Here is a 16,899-nt window from a genome sequence, read left to right on the forward strand (position 1 = left end):
CCGTGTCAGGTTCGCTCCCAACCCTGTCGGACCTTCTGGCGGAAGGTGTTTCGGGTCGTCCCGTGCTGGTGCGCTCCGACCTGAACGTGCCGCTGGACGGGGGATCCATCACCGACCCGGGCCGCATCAGCGCGTCGGTGCCGACGCTGCAGGCGCTGGTCGAGGCCGGCGCCAAGGTGGTGGTCAGCGCGCACCTGGGCCGCCCCAAGGGCGGGCCCGATCCCGCGCTGTCGCTGGCGCCGGTGGCCGCCGCGCTCGGCGAGCAACTGGGCCGGCACGTGCAGTTGGCCGGCGACGTGGTCGGCGCCGACGCGCTGGCCCGCGCCGAGGGGTTGACCGACGGCGACGTCCTGCTGCTGGAGAACGTCCGTTTCGACGCGCGGGAGACCAGCAAGGACGACGGTGAGCGCCTCGCGTTGGCCAAGCAGCTGGCCGAATTGGTCTCGCCCGGAGGCGCTTTCGTCTCCGACGGCTTCGGGGTGGTGCACCGCAAGCAGGCCTCGGTGTACGACGTCGCCACATTGCTGCCGCACTATGCCGGCACGCTGGTGGCCGAGGAGATCCGGGTGCTCGAGCAGCTGACGGCCTCGACCAAGCGCCCGTACGCGGTGGTGCTCGGCGGGGCGAAGGTGTCCGACAAGCTCGGCGTCATCGAGTCGCTGGCGACCAAGGCCGACAGCATCGTGATCGGCGGCGGCATGTGCTTCACTTTCCTTGCCGCGCAAGGCCTTTCGGTTGGCACGTCGCTGCTGGAGAACGAGATGGTCGACACCTGCCGCAGGCTGTGCGAGACCCACGCCGACGTGCTGCGCCTTCCGGTGGACATCGTGGTGGCGGAGCGCTTCGCCGCCGATTCGCCGCCGCAGACCGTGGCCGCGGACGCGATCCCGGACGGCAAGATGGGCCTGGACGTCGGACCGGAGTCGGTGCGGCGGTTCGCCACGCTGCTGTCCAACGCCGAGACCATCTTCTGGAACGGCCCGATGGGCGTCTTCGAGTTCCCCGCGTTCGCCGCCGGCACCAAGGGCGTCGCCGAGGCGATCGCCGCCGCGACCGCCAAGGGCGCGTTCAGCGTGGTCGGCGGCGGCGACTCCGCGGCGGCGGTGCGCGCGCTCGGCATCCCCGAGGGCGCCTTCTCGCACATCTCCACCGGCGGCGGCGCGTCGCTGGAATACCTGGAGGGCAAGGCGCTGCCCGGCATCGAGGTACTGGAACGTCCGCAACCGACTGGAGGCGCCGCGTGAGCCGCAAGCCACTGATCGCCGGCAACTGGAAGATGAACCTCAATCACTTCGAGGCGATCGCGCTGGTGCAAAAAATCGCGTTCGCGCTGCCGGACAAGTACTACGACAAGGTCGACGTCACTGTGATCCCGCCGTTCACCGACCTGCGCAGCGTGCAAACCCTGGTCGACGGCGACAAGCTGCGGCTGACCTACGGGGCCCAGGACCTGTCGCCGCACGAGTCGGGCGCCTACACCGGCGACATCAGCGGCACCTTCCTGGCCAAGCTGGGCTGCACCTTCGTCATCGTGGGCCACTCCGAGCGGCGCACCTACCACAACGAGGACGACGCGCTGGTGGCCGCCAAGGCGGCCGCGGCCCTGAAGAACGAGCTGACCCCGATCGTGTGCATCGGCGAGCACCTGGAGGTCCGGGAGGCGGGCGAACACGTCAGCCACTGCGAGAAGCAGCTGCGGGGCTCGCTGGCCGGGCTGTCGGCCGAGCAGATCGGCAAGGTCGTCATCGCCTACGAGCCGGTCTGGGCGATTGGAACCGGGCGGGTGGCCAGCGCGTCCGATGCTCAGGAGGTGTGCGCAGCGATCCGGAACGAGTTGGGGTCCCTCGCCTCACCGGGGATCGCCGAGACCGTGCGGGTGCTCTACGGCGGCTCGGTGAACGCGAAGAACATCGGCGAGATCGTCGCCCAGAACGACGTCGACGGCGGCCTCGTCGGGGGCGCGTCGCTGGACGGCGAGCAGTTCGCGACGCTGGCGGCCATCGCCGCCGGCGGGCCGTTGCCGTGACGGCACCCCACAACCGGTAGGCTGCACGTCATGCAGTTGGCCTTGCAGATCACCCTGGTCGTCACCAGCATCCTGGTGGTGTTGCTGGTGCTGCTGCACCGCGCCAAGGGTGGCGGCCTGTCGACGCTGTTCGGCGGGGGCGTGCAGTCGAGCCTGTCCGGGTCGACCGTGGTGGAGAAGAACCTGGACCGGCTGACGATGTTCATCACCGGCATCTGGCTGGTGTGCATCATCGGCATGGCCCTGCTGATCAAGTACCGCTGACGTTTCTACACTGATTTCGCCCGCGAACTTCAGCGTCGCCGCTTCCACGGGTCCAGGCATCGCACGCCGAGAGGCTGGAAGTGCCGGGTGTTTCGGGTCACGACCACCTTGCCGGTAGCGTCCGCCACCGCAGCGACGAGGGCGTCGGCGTACGGGGCGTGTTCGGGCACCCGGTAGGTGGCCAGGATGCGCGCGGCGGCCAGATCGAAGGACAGCACCCGCCCATCGAAGGTGGGCAGCACGCGGTCCTCAAACCAGCCACGCAGGGCCTCGCCCTGCTGTGGGTCCGTTCGTTCCCTGGCGATGACACCACGCTCGATCTCAGCGATAGTGCTCGCCGTCACGAACAGCTCCGCCAGTCGGACCGACACCGCCCACGCCCGTACCTCAGGGTTGCGTTCCGGCTTCCGCAGGGCCGCCACCACGTTGGTGTCCAGCAGATAGCTCACAGCTCAGGTGTGCGGGCTGTCAGGGGGAGACGCTCCGGCTCGAAGTCGAAGTCGCTGTCGGGGCTGTCGTCGGCGAGCAGGTCGACGATCGTGACCTCTTCACCCGACACCCCAGCGGTGAGGATCGCGCGGGCTTCGGCCTCGACCGAGTGGTGGTGCCGTTCCGCACGCGCCCGCAATGCAGCCTTGGTGCCCGCGGGTAGATTGCGGATCAGGATTTGTTCCATCGCCACCTCCGATATCACATCGATGATATCGGGTGCAGTGCAGTCGCCGTTCGCGCCGGCACCGGCCCGGTGATGGATTCCGCGCGAGCCGCAAACACACGACGCCTTGGTCCGTGCCAAACGCGCGGCGGCCGAGCGGGCATCCGCAGGCGCCGCGAGATGTCCGATCCAGACCGCCCGCACACAGCAGACCCTACGGCCATAGGTCGTGGGTTACCGGCCACCACGACTTGGGAACCATAGGCGGCGCCTGACAGGTCGGATAACGGCGAGGTATGTTGCGCCACAATGCAACTCGTATCAGTGTAACTGGTAACTGTGCGTGTCGATGAGGTGCGAGTTCCCGCGGAGGGGAGCGGTGACGGTTTGGGCGAGCTGCGACGGGTCAGGGCATCGCCGGTGTCGGCCCGATATGTAGTCAGTGTAGCGGTCAATATGTATACTTAAGCCGTGAAGACGATCACGATCACGATCCCCGACGAGCTCGACGTGCTCGCTGCCGCGGAGGCGCGCCGTCGCGGCATTTCCAAGTCCGAGTTGATCCGCCTCGGACTCGGCACCGTTCTTACCCCGCCGCTCGGCGAGTCCGAAGATGACCTCTGGCGCTCCCTGGCCGGGTTCGGGTCGGGCGATGTCTCGGTGGAACCTGGCGAGGTCGACGACACCGTCTACGGCCAGTGAAGTTCGCCGACACCGGTTGGTGGGTGGCGTGGGCGTTGCCCGGGGATGCTCGGCACGACGACGCATTGGCCATGCTAGGCGCTCTTGGACGCACGGAGCAGATTCTCACGACCAACCTTGTTGCGGGCGAGACCTGGACCTTTCTGCGCCGCAAGGACAGCCACCGTACAGCGCTGGCCTTTCTCGACAGGCTCGAAACCCTTAGCCAAGCCGAGCGCCTCGTCGTACACCGCGTTACAGAAGACCAACAAACCGCGGCTTGGGACTGGCTCCGCAAACACGATGAACGAGTGTATTCCTACGTGGACGCGACGAGCTTTCGTGTCATGCGAGACCGACGGCTGCGCGAAGCCCTAGCCTTCGACCAAGACTTCGCGGCGGCGGGGTTCGTAGAGGTCCACGCCAATCGGTAGGGAATGCCAAAGAAAGTGCTTGGGGCGCAACGGATTCCAATGCTAAAAATGTCACTATCACGAATTGACCGCCGGCAGGAATGCGGCCTTGTCGTCAACCGTAATGCGCGACTTTACAATTCAGATCCCGGCGCGGCTCACGCTGTCAGGTGCACAGGGAGGGGGCGTCGCACACATTGCCGGGGCAATAGACCGAGTGGGCGGCGTTGACCATGGTTCCGACGTCCAGCAACGTAACGCCCCTCTTGTCCAAGTGGGCGTGGATGTCGTCGGCAATCTGTTGCGGCGTCCAACCCCAGGTGAGGTCGTAGCAGATGAGGTGTGCCTCCCCGATGAGTGCCTCTTCGGTCTGGGGCGGCCAAGTGAGGCCCACGGCGCGCAGCTTTGCAAGGTACGCGTCATCAGCGGGATTGGCTGTCGCAATCGCAGCGCTGCCCACCAGGGCAGCGCCGGCCACCAGGAAGACGGTCGATCTGACCAGCCAGCGAGGTGAGGGCATTCGATTCCCTTCCTTTTCGTGCTGCCTCGGCGACGCCGCCAGTAGTGCGGCCCAGAGCAGCGCAGACATGGAGACTATCGGAAGCTCGGAAGGGCGGCTCCTCGAAATTCGGAGTGTCAGGTGGTGCGCCGAGGCTGAGTCGTCGCGGCGCCGAGCGTGAAATCCACGACGCGACACGCCGACGATGCGTCGTGCGCTTCACTTTCGGCCGCCATAGGTGACCTCTCGCCGGGCGGACCACGTCGTCGGCGTCGATACTGGGATGCATGGTTGGGGCCTCCGAGACCGCGCCCGACGCCGCGCTGGCGCCGATCGGTGCGGTCCAGCGGACCGCGACCGGGCGCGAGGCCACCGAGCCGATGCGCGCCGACATCAGGTTGCTCGGCGCCATCCTCGGCGACACCGTGCGCGAGCAGAACGGTGACGAGGTGTTCGACCTCGTGGAACGCGCCCGGGTGGAATCCTTCCGGGTGCGGCGCTCGGAGATCGATCGGGCCGAGATGGCGGCCATGTTCGCCGGCCTCGACATCCACCTCGCGATCCCGGTCATCCGGGCGTTCAGCCATTTCGCGCTGCTGGCCAACGTGGCCGAAGACATCCACCGTGAACGCCGGCGCGCCATCCACGTCGAGGCCGGCGAACCCCCGCAGGACAGCAGCCTGGCCGCAACCTACGCGAAACTCGATCGGGCAGAACTGGATTCAGCGACGGTCGCCGAGGCCCTGAAGGGCGCCCTGGTTTCCCCGGTCATCACCGCTCATCCCACAGAGACCCGGCGGCGCACCGTCTTCGTCACCCAGCACCGGATCACCGGTTTGATGCGGCTGCACGCGGAGGGCCACACCCAGACCGACGACGGCCGCGACATCGAACTGGAATTGCGCCGCCAGGTCCTCACGCTGTGGCAGACCGCGCTGATCCGGCTCTCCAGGCTGCAGATCACCGACGAGATCGACGTCGGCCTGCGCTACTACCCGGCCGCGTTGTTCGAGGTGATTCCGCAGGTGAACGCCGAGGTTCGCGATGCGCTGCGGGCCCGCTGGCCCGATGCCGAGCTGCTCTCGGCGCCGATTCTGCGACCCGGCTCCTGGATCGGCGGTGACCGCGACGGCAACCCGAACGTCACCGCCGACGTGGTCCGGCGGGCCACCGGCAGCGCTGCGTTCACCGCGCTGACGCACTACCTGGCCGAGCTCACCCACCTCGAGCAGGAGCTCTCGATGTCGGCGCGACTGGTCGGCGTCACCCCGGGCCTGGCCGAGCTGGCCGCGGCCTGCCCGGAGGATACCCGGGCCGACGAGCCGTACCGGCGCGCCGTGCGGTTGATCCGCGGTCGGCTCACCGCGGCCGCCGCCGAAATCCTGGACCGGGCGCCGCAGCACGAGCTCGACCTGGGCCTGGCCCGGTACGCCACGGCGGCCGAATTGCGGGCCGATCTCGACACCGTCGACGCCTCGTTGCGCAGCCACGGCAGTGCGCTGCTCGCCGACGACCGGCTGGCCTTGCTGCGAGAAGCCGTGGAGGCCTTCGGTTTTCATCTGTGTGGCCTGGACATGCGGCAAAACTCCGACGTGCACGAGGAGGTCGTCGCAGAGCTACTGGCGTGGGCGGGCGTGCACCCCGACTACGGGGCGCTGCCCGAACCCCAACGCGTCGAGCTGCTGGCAGCCGAACTGGCCACCCGCCGTCCGCTGGTCGGAGACCGCGCGCAGCTGTCCGACCTGGCGCGCACGGAGTTGGGCGTGCTGGGCGCCGCGGCCCACGCCGTCCGGCGCTACGGAACGGCCGCCGTGCCCAACTACGTCATCTCGATGTGCCGGTCGGTGTCGGACGTCCTGGAGGCCGCGATCCTGCTCAAGGAGGCCGGTCTGCTGGATGTGTCGGGGCCGGAACCGTATTGCCCGGTGGGCATTTCCCCGCTGTTCGAGACGATCGACGATCTGCACAACGGCGCAGCGATCCTGCAGGCCATGCTGGAACTGCCGCTGTATCGCTCGCTGGTCGACGCGCGGGGCGGCTGCCAGGAGGTGATGCTGGGCTACTCCGACTCCAACAAGGACGGCGGGTATCTGGCCGCCAACTGGGCGGTCTACCGAGCCGAGCTCGACCTGGTCGACACCGCCCGCAAAACCGGAATTCGACTGCGGTTCTTCCACGGTCGTGGCGGCACCGTCGGCCGCGGCGGCGGCCCCAGCTATCAAGCGATCCTGGCGCAGCCACCCGGAGCGGTGAACGGCTCGCTGCGCCTGACCGAGCAGGGCGAGGTGATCGCGGCCAAGTACGCCGAACCCCAGCTGGCGCGGCGCAACCTGGAGAGCCTGGTGGCCGCGACCCTGGAGTCGACGCTGCTGGACGTCGAGGGGCTGGGCGACACCGCGGAACCGGCCTACGCCGTGCTCGACGAGGTGGCCTCCCTGGCGCAACGCGCCTACGCCGAATTGGTGCACGACACACCGGGTTTCGTCGAATACTTCAAGGCCTCCACACCGGTCAGCGAGATCGGTTCGCTGAACATCGGCAGCCGGCCCGCCTCGCGCAAGCCCACCGAGTCGATCGCGGGCCTGCGTGCCATCCCATGGGTGCTGGCCTGGAGCCAGTCGCGGGTGATGCTGCCCGGTTGGTACGGCACCGGATCGGCGTTCGAGCGGTGGATCGCGGCGGGCCCGGACAGCGAAGCCGATCGGGTGGCGACGCTGCGTGACCTGTATGAGCGGTGGCCGTTCTTCGCCAGCGTGCTGTCCAACATGGCGCAGGTGCTGGCCAAGAGCGACCTGGGCCTGGCGGCCCGCTACGCCGAGCTGGTGCCCGATGAATCCTTGCGGCACAGGGTGTTCGACAAGATCGTCGACGAGCACCGGCGCACCACCGCCATGCACAAACTCATCACCGGTCACGACGACCTGCTCGCCGACAACCCGGCGCTGGCGCGTTCGGTGTTCAACCGATTCCCGTACCTGGAGCCCCTGAACCACCTTCAGGTGGAACTGCTGCGCCGCTACCGCTCGGGCGACGACGACGAGTTGGTGCAGCGCGGCATCCTGCTGACCATGAACGGCCTGGCCAGCGCGCTACGCAACAGCGGCTGAGGCAGCGGCCCCGCCGTCGTCAATGTGCCGTCCGGTTGCGCAGCCGGTCCAGCACGCCGCGCACCGCGTGCTCGGTGACAGACAACGGCGACATCACCGTTTCGCCGACCCCGACCATGTAGTCGATTCGCTGGACGATGGCCTCCACCGGCTCGACAAGCGTGATCAGCCGCTTGGCGAGATCATCCAGGTGATGCAGCGTGCCCTCCAGATGATCCAGGCCCCCCTCCAGGCGTTCGACCGTGGCATTCAAGGCCGCCAGCGAACTGTTCAACTCGACCATGGTTCTGCTCAGGCCGTCGAGGACGTCTTCGACCTGTTCCACGGTCTTGTCCGCGTTCAGGGCCGCCTGGGTGAGGGTCTTGATCCGGCTCCGCTCGGGCCCGCTGCGCACGGTTTTGTCTGTCATGCACGCAATTATGACCCCGACGGAACCGGGGGAGACCACCGCGGATCTAACCGGGTGTGCGACGACGACGCTGTGACGCCGACTGGCGGGTCCGGTTGCGCGGCCGCCCCGACGGCGCCGACATCGCCCGGCGGGCCGGCGACTACGCGGCCGGATACGCGGATCGGCAGGCCGAGCGGGCTCGCGGTTAACCCGGCCGCCCCCGGTCGGGAAGCTTGGCCGCGGCCGCCTCGTCGAGCAGCCACAGCGTGGTCTCCTGCCCGACGGCCCCGGCGGCCGGCACCGAAACCGGTTGCGCACCGCCGATGGCGGCGGCCGCCGCGTCGGCTTTGCCCGCCCCGGAGACCATCAGCCACACCTCCCGGGACTGCCGAATGGCGGGCAGTGTCAAGGTGATTCGCCGCGGCGGGGGTTTGGGGGAGTCCTCGACCCCGACGACCAGGCGGCTGGTCTCCAAGACGGCGGGGGTGTCCGGGAACAGGGAGTTGATGTGGCCCTCGGGCCCCATCCCGAGCAGGTGGACGTCGAAGTTCGGCAGCGGCGCGCCGGGTGCCGCGTTGGCGGCCAGCAGCTGCTCGTAGGCCAGCGCCGCGGCGGCCAGGTCGTCGCCGAATTCGCCGTCACTGGCGGGCATCGGATGCACCTGGCTCGGCGGGATGTCGATGTGATCGAGCAACGCCTCCCGGGCCTGCTTTTCGTTGCGCTCGTCGTCGTTCTCGGGGACGTAGCGCTCGTCGCCCCAGAACAGATGCACCTTCGACCAGTCGACGTGCTGCCCCTGGTCGCCCAGGTATCTCAGCAGGCCGATGCCGTTGCCGCCGCCGGTCAGCACGATCAGCGCCCGGCCGCGGGCCGCGACGGCGCCCTGGATGGTGGTGACCAGCCGGCTGCCGGCGGCCTGGACCACGGCCTCGCCGTCGGGGACGATGTCGATGACCGTGCTCATGCGTAGTGCACCTTGTCGATGCCTTCGAGCGCGGCGAAGTAGATCTCGTCGGGATCCAGCCGGCGCATGTCCTCGGCGAGGCACTCACGGGTTTCCCTGCGCGCCAACGGCACCAGCGCGTCCGGCCGGCCGGTGCGGCTCAGGGTCGCGGTGGTGCCCTCCTGCGGCCGGCTCAGGGTGATGGCTTCGGTTCTGCGTTCCAGCTCGACCTTGAGGTCGCCGACCACCCGGCGCACCGGTCCGTCGATCCGGCTGGCCAGCCAGCCCGCCAGCACGTCGAGCGCGGGCTCGGTGCGCAAACCGGAAACCAGGGCCGACTCGATCTCCTCGTGGGGCTTCTGGTCGACGGCGGTGGTGAGCAACGCCCGCCAGTAGGTGATGCGGGCCCAGGACAGATCCGTGTCGCCGGCGGTGTACCCGGGCAGCCGGCTGCGGATCGCCGACAGGGGATCGTCGCTGTTGGTCGCGTCGGTGATGCGCCGAATCGCCAACTTGCCCAACGGGTCTTGGGCGGGAACGGCCGGGGCGATGTCGGGCCACCACGCCACCACCGGGATGTCGGGCAGCAGGAAAGGAATGACGACGCTCTCGGCGTGACCGGCCAGCGGCCCCGAAAGGGTCAGCACCACGACCTCCCCGGCGCCGGCATCGCCGCCGACCCGAACCTGGGCATCCAACCGGGCCTCGGCGGCGTCGGCGTCGCCGGTCGTCACGACGAGGACCCGGCTGGGGTGCTCGTGGCTGGCGGCGTTGGCGGCCTCGATCGACTCCTCGAGCATGGTGTCGTTGTCCGACTTGATGATCAGCGTTCCCACCCGGCCCATCGTGACCACGCCGGCCTTCTCGCGCAGCTCGTCGAGCTTCTTGTTGACCGCGGTGGTGCTGGTGTCCAGCAGATCGATAATCACGGCCGCCGCCATTCCCGGCCGGTCCGGCGCAGCATCTCGAACGCCGACGCCGGGCCCCAGGTGCCCGCCTCATACGGCTCGGGCCTGCCGTGCGTCGCCCAATAGTCGAGAACGGGATCCAGTATCTCCCAAGCCAATTCGACCTCCTCGTTGACCGGGAACAGCGACGGCTCGCCGAGCAGCACGTCCAGGATCAATCGCTCATACGCCTCGGGGGAATCTTCCACGAACGCCGAGCCGTAGGAGAAATCCATGTTGACGTCGCGGACCTCCATCGCGCTGCCCGGCACCTTGGAACCGAACCGCAGGGTGATCCCCTCGTCGGGCTGGACCCGGATGACTATGGCGTTGGTGCCGAGTTCGTCGGTCATGGTGGCGTCGAACGGCAGATGTGGGGCCCGCTTGAACACCAAGGCGATCTCGGTCACCCTGCGGCCCAACCGTTTTCCCGTTCGCAGGTAAAACGGCACGCCGGCCCAGCGGCGGGTGTCCACCTCGAGCGTGATGGCGGCGAAGGTCTCGGTGGTGGAGTCGGAGGCGAAGCCCTCCTCGTCGAGCAGGCCGACCACCTTCTCCCCGCCCTGCCAGCCGGCGGCGTATTGGCCGCGGCTGCTGGTCTCGTCGAGCGGCTGCGCGAGCTGGGTGGCCGACAAGACCTTGATCTTCTCGGCCTGCAACGCCGACGGTTTGAAGCTGACCGGTTCCTCCATCGCGGTCAGCGCCAACAGCTGCATCAGGTGGTTCTGGATGACGTCGCGGGCGGCGCCGATGCCGTCGTAGTAGCCGGCCCGCCCGCCCAGCCCGATGTCCTCGGCCATGGTGATCTGCACGTGGTCGACGTAGTGCGCGTTCCAGATCGGGTCCCACAGCTGGTTGGCGAACCGCAGCGCCAGGATGTTCTGGACGGTCTCCTTGCCCAGGTAGTGGTCGATGCGGAACACCGACTCCTCGGGGAAGACAGAGTTGACCACGTGGTTGAGTTCGCGCGCGCTCTGCAGATCGTGGCCGAACGGCTTCTCGATGACCACCCGGCTCCACCGGTCGTCCTGCGGGCGGGCCAGCCCGGAGGAGTGCAGCTGCTCGCACACCACCGGGAACGCCTTGGGCGGAATCGCCAGGTAGAAGGCGTGATTGCCGCCGATGCCGCGCTCGGCGTCGAGCTTCTCCAGCGTCTCGGCCAGGCGCCCGAACGCGGCCTGGTCGTCGAAGTCGCCCCGCACGAACCGCAATCCGTCGGCCAGCCGCTCCCAGATCGCCTGGCGGAACGGGGTCCGGCAGTACTGCTTGACGTCGTCGTGGATCACCTGGGCGAAGGCGTCGTGATCCCAATCGCGGCGGCCGAAGCCGACCAGCGAGAAGGTGGGCGGCAGCAGGCCACGGTTGGCCAGGTCGTAGATCGCCGGCACCACCTTCTTGTGGGCCAGGTCGCCGGTGACGCCGAAGAGCACCATGGCGCATGGGCCCGCGATGCGGGGCAGTCGCTTGTCTTCCTTGTCCCGCAGCGGATTACGCCACTGCGCGGCGGCAGCGGCCCGGCTCATTTAGCGGCGGAACTGAGTTGTTTCTGTGTTTCCTCCGCCAGCTGGGTCCAGGAATCCACGAACTTCTCCACGCCCTCGTTCTCCAGGACCACGAACACGTCGGGCAGGTCGACTCCGACCGCCGCCAGCTTGTCGAACACCTGCTGGGCGGCCGCTGCGGTGCCGGTGACGGTGTCACCCTGGATGACGCCATGGTCGGCGACCGCGTCAATCGTCTTCTCCGGCATGGTGTTCACCGTGTTCGGCGCGACCAGCTCGGTCACGTACAGCGTGTCGGAGTAGTCGGGGTTCTTGACCCCGGTGGACGCCCACAGCGGACGCTGCACACGGGCGCCGTCGGCCCTGAGCGCCCGGTAGCGCTCGCCGCCCTCGAACACTTCCTGGTAGGCGGCGTAGGCCAGCCGGGCATTGGCGACGCCGGCCTGGCCGCGCAACGCGAGCGCGTCGGGGGAGCCGATCTTTTCCAGCCGCTTGTCCACCTCGGTGTCCACCCTGGACACGAAAAACGATGCCACCGAATGGATCTTGGACAGGTCGTGCCCGGCCTCGCGGGCCTTCTCCATCCCGGCCAGGTAGGCGTCCATCACCTCGCGGTGTCGTTCCACGGAGAAGATGAGGGTGACGTTGACCGAAATGCCTTCCGCCAGAACGGCGGTGATGGCGGGCAGGCCGGCCTTGGTGGCCGGGATCTTGATGAACAGGTTCGGCCGGTCGACGATCTTCCACAGCTCGACGGCCTGCGCGATGGTCTTGTCGGTGTCGTTGGCCAGCCGCGGGTCGACCTCGATGGACACCCGGCCGTCGACGCCGTCGGAGGCTTCCCACTCCCGCGTCAGCACGTCGCAACCGCTGCGCACGTCGTCGGTGGTGATGGTGCGGATGGTGGCGTCGACGTCGGCGCCGCGCTCGGCCAGCTCGGCGATCTGTTCGTCGTAGGCGTGGCCCTCGGCGAACGCCTTCTGGAAGATGGATGGGTTGGTCGTCACGCCGACGACGCACTTGGTGTCGATCAGCTCCTGCAGGTTGCCCGACTGCAGCCGCTCGCGCGACAGGTCGTCCAGCCAAACGGACACCCCCGCGGCGGACAGCGCCGCAAGGTTAGGGTTCTGACTGGTCATGTGAATCACCCTTCCTCAGTTGTCCACTACCTGTTCCGCTGCGGCCGCAACGGCTTCGGCGGTGAAGCCATATTCACGGAACAAAGTCTTGTAGTCCGCGGATTCCCCGTAGTGCTCGATCGACACGATCTTCCCGGTGTCGCCGACCAGCTTGTGCCAGGACTGCGCGACCCCGGCCTCGACGGCGACCCTGGCCGACACCGACGGCGGCAGCACGCTGTCGCGGTAGTCCGACGGCTGCGACTCGAACCACTCCACGCACGGCATCGACACCACCCGCGCGACGATGTCCTTGTCCGCCAACAACTTCTGCGCCTCCACCGCGAGCTGGACCTCCGAGCCGGTGGCGATCAGCACGACGTCGGGCTCCTCGCCGTCCGCGGAGCCGTCGTCGCCCAGGATGTAGCCGCCGCGCTCGACGCCCTCGAAGTTGGTGCCCTCCAGCACGGGCACGCCCTGCCGGGTCAGGATCAGGCCGACCGGGCCGCTGCCGTTGCCGCGGGCCAGGATCGAGCGCCACGCGTAGGCCGTTTCGTTGGCGTCGGCGGGACGCACGACCGACAGGTGCGGGATCGCCCGCAGCGCCGAAAGGTGTTCGATCGGCTGATGGGTCGGGCCGTCCTCGCCGAGCCCGATCGAGTCGTGGGTCCACACGTAGATCGTGTCGATGTTCATCAGCGAAGCGAGCCGCACCGCCGGGCGCATGTAGTCGGAGAACTGCAGGAAGGTGCCGCCGTAGGCCCGGGTCGGCCCGTGCAGCACGATGCCGGACAGGATGGCGCCCATCGCGTGTTCGCGAACACCGAAATGCAGCGTGCGCCCGTACCAGTGCGCGGTGTAGTCCTTGGTCGAAATCGACGGCGGGCCAAAGGAATCCACGCCCTTCATGGTGGTGTTGTTGCTGCCCGCCAGGTCGGCCGAACCGCCCCACAACTCGGGCAGCTTCGGCCCCACCGCGCTCAGCACCTCGCCCGAGGCGGCGCGGGTGGCCAGCGCCTTGGAGCCCGGTTCCCAGTGCGGGATGTCGGCGTCCCAGCCGTCGGGCAGCCGCTGCGCGGTCAGCCGGTCCAGCAGCGCCTTGCGTTCGGGTTCGCGCTGCGCCCACGCGTCGAACTGCGGCTGCCACTTCTCGTGGGCCTCCCTGCCGCGGTCCACCAGCTTGCGGGTGTGGGCGATGACGTCGTCGCGGACCTCGAACGTCTTGTCCGGGTCGAAGCCGAGGATCTTCTTGACGGCGGCGACCTCGTCGTCGCCCAGCGCGGCGCCGTGCGCCTTGCCGGTGTTCATCAGGTTGGGCGCCGGGTAGCCGATGATGGTGCGCAGCGAGATGAACGACGGCCGGTCGGTGACGGCCTGCGCGTTGGCGATGGCCTCCTCGATGGCGACGACGTTCTCGCCGCCCTCCACCTCCTGCACGTGCCAGCCGTAGGCGCGGTAGCGGGCGGCGGTGTCCTCGCACAGCGCGATGTTGGTGTCGTCCTCGATCGAGATCTGGTTGTGGTCGTAGAACACGATGAGGTTGCCCAGCTGCTGCACACCGGCCAGCGACGACGCCTCCGAGGTCACGCCCTCTTCGATGTCGCCGTCGGAGGCGATCACGTAGATGTGGTGGTCGAACGGGCTGGTTCCGGGTTCGGCGTCCGGGTCGAACAGGCCGCGCTCGTAGCGCGACGCCATCGCCATCCCGACCGCCGATGCCAGGCCCTGCCCGAGCGGGCCGGTTGTGATCTCGACGCCCCTGGTGTGCCGGAACTCCGGGTGCCCGGGCGTCTTGGATCCCCAGGTTCGCAGCGACTCGATGTCGGACAGCTCCAGGCCGAAGCCGCCGAGGTAGAGCTGCAGGTACAGGGTCAGGCTGCTGTGCCCGGCCGACAGCACGAACCGGTCCCGGCCCAGCCAGTGCGTGTCGCTGGGGTCGTGGCGCATGGTGCGCTGAAACAGTGTGTAGGCCAAGGGAGCCAGGCTCATCGCGGTCCCGGGGTGTCCGTTGCCGACCTTCTGGACCGCATCGGCGGCCAGCACCCGGATGGTGTCGACCGCGGCCGAGTCGATCTCGGTCCAGTCGTCGGGCAGGTGCTGTTCGGTCAGCGTGGAGATCTCTTCGAGTGTCGTCACAGACTCATCCTTGGGTCGACTGATCAATCCTCACCCTAGTGCGGGAGCGCCGGCGTTTGCAGCGCAGGATTGGGGGTACCCGCCGCCGGCCGTTGTGAAAATTACGCGCAGGCCAGTGGCGCATTGCAAGCAGTCCCGCGATCGGGAAATCTGGGTGATTGGACCCTGCGGGCCGGGAGCTGTGGACGCGCGGTCTACCATCGTGCGTAGTAGATACTGCGCGCTGGTGCGACCCGAGGAGTTATTGCGTGAGCGTTCGCGGGCGCGTCGCGCCGGGCCGGATACGCCCCACCGTGCTGGCCTACCTGGCGTTGACCAAGCCGCGGGTCATCGAGCTGCTGTTGGTCACCGCGATACCCGCGATGCTGCTGGCCGACCGCGGCCACGTGAACCCACTGCTGATCTTCGACACGCTGATCGGCGGGATGCTGGCCGCGGGCGGCGCCAACACGCTGAACTGCGTGGCCGACGCCGACATCGACAAGGTGATGAAGCGGACCGCGCGCCGGCCGCTGGCGCGCGCCGCGGTGCCGACGCGAAACGCGCTGGTGCTCGGGCTGGCGCTGAGCGCCGGGTCGTTCTTCTGGCTCTGGTGGACGACGAACCTGCTGTCGGGGCTGCTGGCCGTCGCCACCATCGCGTTCTATGTGTTCGTCTACACGCTGTTGCTCAAGCGCCGCACGTCGCAGAACGTCGTGTGGGGCGGCGCGGCCGGGTGCATGCCGGTGATGATCGGATGGTCGGCCGTCACCGGCACCATCGCCTGGCCGGCGCTGGTGATGTTCGCGATCATCTTCTTCTGGACGCCGCCGCACACCTGGGCGCTGGCGATGCGGTACAAGGACGACTACCGCGCGGCCGGGGTCCCGATGCTGCCGGCCGTGGCGACCGAGCGTCAGGTCACCAAGCAGATCCTGGTCTACACCTGGTTGACCGTGGCGGCGACGCTGGCGCTGGCGCTGGCCACCGGCTGGCTGTACGCGGCGGTCGCCCTGGTCGCCGGGGTGTGGTTCCTGGCGATGGCCCACCAGTTGTACGCCGGAGTGCGCGCCGGCGAGCCGATCAAGCCGCTGCGGCTGTTCCTGCAGTCGAACAACTACCTCGCGGTGGTGTTCTGCGCGCTGGCGCTCGACTCGGTGATCGCCCTGCCGACCCTGTTCTGAGGGGCCGAGCAGACGCAAAAGCACCCTAAACGGACCGTTTATGGGTGCTTTTGCGTCTGCTCGGCACTACGGCAGCAGCACAATCGAGCCGGTGGTCTTGCGGCCCTGCAGGTCCGCGTGGGCGCGGGCCGCGTCGGACAGCGGGTAGCGTCCGCCGACCTCGATCCTGATCGCCCCGCCGGCGACGGCGTCGAACAATTCCTCCGCGCGCCAGCTGAACTCCTGGGCGGTGCGCATGAAATGGGGCAGCCCCGGCCTCGTCAGGAACACCGAGCCGGCGGCGTGCAGCCGCTGCGGATCCACCGGCGGAACGGGCCCGCTGGCGGCGCCGAACAGCGCCAGCGTCCCGCGGATGGCCAGGCTGGCCAGGCTGGCGTCGAAGGTGGTGGCGCCGACGCCGTCGTACACGGCCGCCACCCCGGCGCCGTCGGTGAGCGCGCGGATCCGCTCGCCGAACTGTGCCGGGTCGTCGGGGTAGGAGAGCACCTCGTCGGCGCCGGCCTCCCGGGACATCCGCTCCTTCTCCGGTGTCGACACGGTGGTGATGACCCGGGCGCCGAGCAGGCGTGCCCACTGGGTGAGGATGAGCCCGACGCCCCCGGCGCCGGCGTGCACCAGCACGGCATCGCCGCTTTGCACCGGATACACCGACTTGAGCAGGTAGTGCGCGGTCAGGCCCTTCAGCAGTACCGACGCCGCCACGTCGGGGGTCACGCCGTCGGGCACCGCCGCGGTCAAAAACGCTGGCGCAGTTGCGAATTCGGCGTAGGCACCGACGGCCGCCGCGGTGACCACCCGCTGCCCGACGCTGAAGTCCGCTCCCTCGCCGAGGGCCTCGACGGTGCCGCACACCTCGGTGCCGAGGACAAACGGCAACTCGTGCGGGTACTGCCCCGAGCGGAAGTAGGTGTCGATGAAGTTGACGCCGATGGCCTCGGCCCTGATGAGCAGCTCACCCGGGCCGGGTGTGGGCTGTGGCATGTCGACGTAGCGCAGGACTTCGGGACCGCCGATTCGGCTGACTTCGATTGCGTGCATCTGGCTATCATGCCCG

Annotated in this window: 18 protein-coding genes; 8 read left to right on the forward strand and 10 right to left on the reverse strand. The window is 68.6% G+C overall.

The window, feature by feature from the left end; translation table 11 throughout:
• Window positions 1–2: 2 nt before the first annotated feature.
• Genes OQ968_RS21565 through secG form a run of 3 tightly spaced genes read left to right on the forward strand, consistent with a single transcriptional unit; the run spans window position 3 to window position 2,290 of the window.
• Entirely contained in the window at window positions 3–1,244 is a 1,242-nt protein-coding gene (locus OQ968_RS21565) for a phosphoglycerate kinase (protein ID WP_324681329.1), read from the forward strand.
• Entirely contained in the window at window positions 1,241–2,026 is a 786-nt protein-coding gene (gene tpiA / locus OQ968_RS21570) for a triose-phosphate isomerase (protein ID WP_324681330.1), read from the forward strand. The genes OQ968_RS21565 and tpiA overlap by 4 nt, the downstream gene beginning before the upstream one ends.
• A gap of 30 nt (window positions 2,027–2,056) precedes the next feature.
• Window positions 2,057–2,290, forward strand: coding sequence for a preprotein translocase subunit SecG (gene secG / locus OQ968_RS21575; RefSeq protein ID WP_324681331.1), 234 nt, complete (start codon window positions 2,057–2,059; stop codon window positions 2,288–2,290).
• A gap of 29 nt (window positions 2,291–2,319) precedes the next feature.
• Here the strand turns inward: secG and OQ968_RS21580 are convergent, their stop codons facing one another.
• Window positions 2,320–2,739: a PIN domain-containing protein gene (locus OQ968_RS21580; protein WP_324681332.1), complete on the reverse strand. Its 420-nt coding sequence runs from the start codon at window positions 2,737–2,739 to the stop codon at window positions 2,320–2,322.
• Window positions 2,736–2,954: a FitA-like ribbon-helix-helix domain-containing protein gene (locus OQ968_RS21585; RefSeq protein ID WP_324681458.1), complete on the reverse strand. Its 219-nt coding sequence runs from the start codon at window positions 2,952–2,954 to the stop codon at window positions 2,736–2,738. The genes OQ968_RS21580 and OQ968_RS21585 overlap by 4 nt, the downstream gene beginning before the upstream one ends.
• 462 nt (window positions 2,955–3,416) lie before the next feature.
• Here OQ968_RS21585 and OQ968_RS21590 point away from each other — a divergent pair, with 462 nt between their 5' ends.
• Window positions 3,417–3,647 carry a CopG family transcriptional regulator gene (locus tag OQ968_RS21590; RefSeq protein WP_324681333.1) on the forward strand — a complete coding sequence of 77 codons (231 nt, stop codon included), beginning with the start codon at window positions 3,417–3,419 and terminating at the stop codon, window positions 3,645–3,647.
• Window positions 3,644–4,060 carry a type II toxin-antitoxin system VapC family toxin gene (locus tag OQ968_RS21595; RefSeq protein WP_324681335.1) on the forward strand — a complete coding sequence of 139 codons (417 nt, stop codon included), beginning with the start codon at window positions 3,644–3,646 and terminating at the stop codon, window positions 4,058–4,060. Before OQ968_RS21590 ends, OQ968_RS21595 begins: the two co-directional genes overlap by 4 nt.
• Window positions 4,061–4,205: 145 nt before the next feature.
• On the opposite strand, the gene OQ968_RS21600 is transcribed toward OQ968_RS21595, so the two are convergent.
• Entirely contained in the window at window positions 4,206–4,628 is a 423-nt protein-coding gene (locus OQ968_RS21600; RefSeq protein ID WP_420715974.1) for a DUF732 domain-containing protein, read from the reverse strand.
• Window positions 4,629–4,825: 197 nt separating this feature from the next.
• Between OQ968_RS21600 and ppc the strand changes: the two genes are divergently transcribed.
• Window positions 4,826–7,645: a phosphoenolpyruvate carboxylase gene (ppc, locus tag OQ968_RS21605; protein WP_324681336.1), complete on the forward strand. Its 2,820-nt coding sequence runs from the start codon at window positions 4,826–4,828 to the stop codon at window positions 7,643–7,645.
• 19 nt (window positions 7,646–7,664) lie between these two features.
• Here ppc and OQ968_RS21610 read toward each other — a convergent pair whose 3' ends face one another.
• Window positions 7,665–8,054 carry an ATPase gene (locus OQ968_RS21610; RefSeq protein WP_420715975.1) on the reverse strand — a complete coding sequence of 130 codons (390 nt, stop codon included), beginning with the start codon at window positions 8,052–8,054 and terminating at the stop codon, window positions 7,665–7,667.
• A gap of 56 nt (window positions 8,055–8,110) precedes the next feature.
• On the opposite strand from OQ968_RS21610, the gene OQ968_RS21615 reads away from it, so the two are divergent.
• Window positions 8,111–8,245 carry a hypothetical protein gene (locus OQ968_RS21615; RefSeq protein ID WP_324681338.1) on the forward strand — a complete coding sequence of 45 codons (135 nt, stop codon included), beginning with the start codon at window positions 8,111–8,113 and terminating at the stop codon, window positions 8,243–8,245.
• Here the strand turns inward: OQ968_RS21615 and pgl are convergent.
• Genes pgl through tkt form a run of 5 tightly spaced genes read right to left on the reverse strand, consistent with a single transcriptional unit; the run spans window position 8,242 to window position 14,682 of the window.
• Window positions 8,242–9,000, reverse strand: a complete 759-nt coding sequence (pgl, locus tag OQ968_RS21620; RefSeq protein ID WP_324681339.1) for a 6-phosphogluconolactonase — start codon at window positions 8,998–9,000, stop codon at window positions 8,242–8,244. The genes OQ968_RS21615 and pgl overlap by 4 nt on opposite strands.
• Window positions 8,997–9,908, reverse strand: coding sequence for a glucose-6-phosphate dehydrogenase assembly protein OpcA (opcA, locus tag OQ968_RS21625; RefSeq protein WP_324681340.1), 912 nt, complete (start codon window positions 9,906–9,908; stop codon window positions 8,997–8,999). Before opcA ends, pgl begins: the two co-directional genes overlap by 4 nt.
• Entirely contained in the window at window positions 9,905–11,449 is a 1,545-nt protein-coding gene (zwf, locus tag OQ968_RS21630) for a glucose-6-phosphate dehydrogenase (protein WP_324681341.1), read from the reverse strand. Before zwf ends, opcA begins: the two co-directional genes overlap by 4 nt.
• Complete coding sequence (gene tal, locus OQ968_RS21635) at window positions 11,446–12,567, reverse strand: transaldolase (protein WP_324681342.1); 1,122 nt, start codon at window positions 12,565–12,567, stop codon at window positions 11,446–11,448. Before tal ends, zwf begins: the two co-directional genes overlap by 4 nt.
• 15 nt (window positions 12,568–12,582) lie before the next feature.
• Window positions 12,583–14,682 carry a transketolase gene (gene tkt / locus OQ968_RS21640; RefSeq protein WP_324681343.1) on the reverse strand — a complete coding sequence of 700 codons (2,100 nt, stop codon included), beginning with the start codon at window positions 14,680–14,682 and terminating at the stop codon, window positions 12,583–12,585.
• A 248-nt stretch (window positions 14,683–14,930) separates the two neighbouring features.
• Between tkt and OQ968_RS21645 the strand changes: the two genes are divergently transcribed.
• On the forward strand, window positions 14,931–15,845 hold the full coding sequence (locus tag OQ968_RS21645; protein WP_324681345.1) for a heme o synthase: 915 nt from the start codon (window positions 14,931–14,933) through the stop codon (window positions 15,843–15,845).
• 66 nt (window positions 15,846–15,911) lie between these two features.
• Here OQ968_RS21645 and OQ968_RS21650 read toward each other — a convergent pair whose 3' ends face one another.
• On the reverse strand, window positions 15,912–16,883 hold the full coding sequence (locus tag OQ968_RS21650; RefSeq protein ID WP_324681347.1) for a quinone oxidoreductase: 972 nt from the start codon (window positions 16,881–16,883) through the stop codon (window positions 15,912–15,914).
• Window positions 16,884–16,899 lie beyond the last annotated feature (16 nt).

It is taken from the genome of Mycobacterium sp. 663a-19, from assembly GCF_035616495.1.
Classification (GTDB): domain Bacteria; phylum Actinomycetota; class Actinomycetes; order Mycobacteriales; family Mycobacteriaceae; genus Mycobacterium.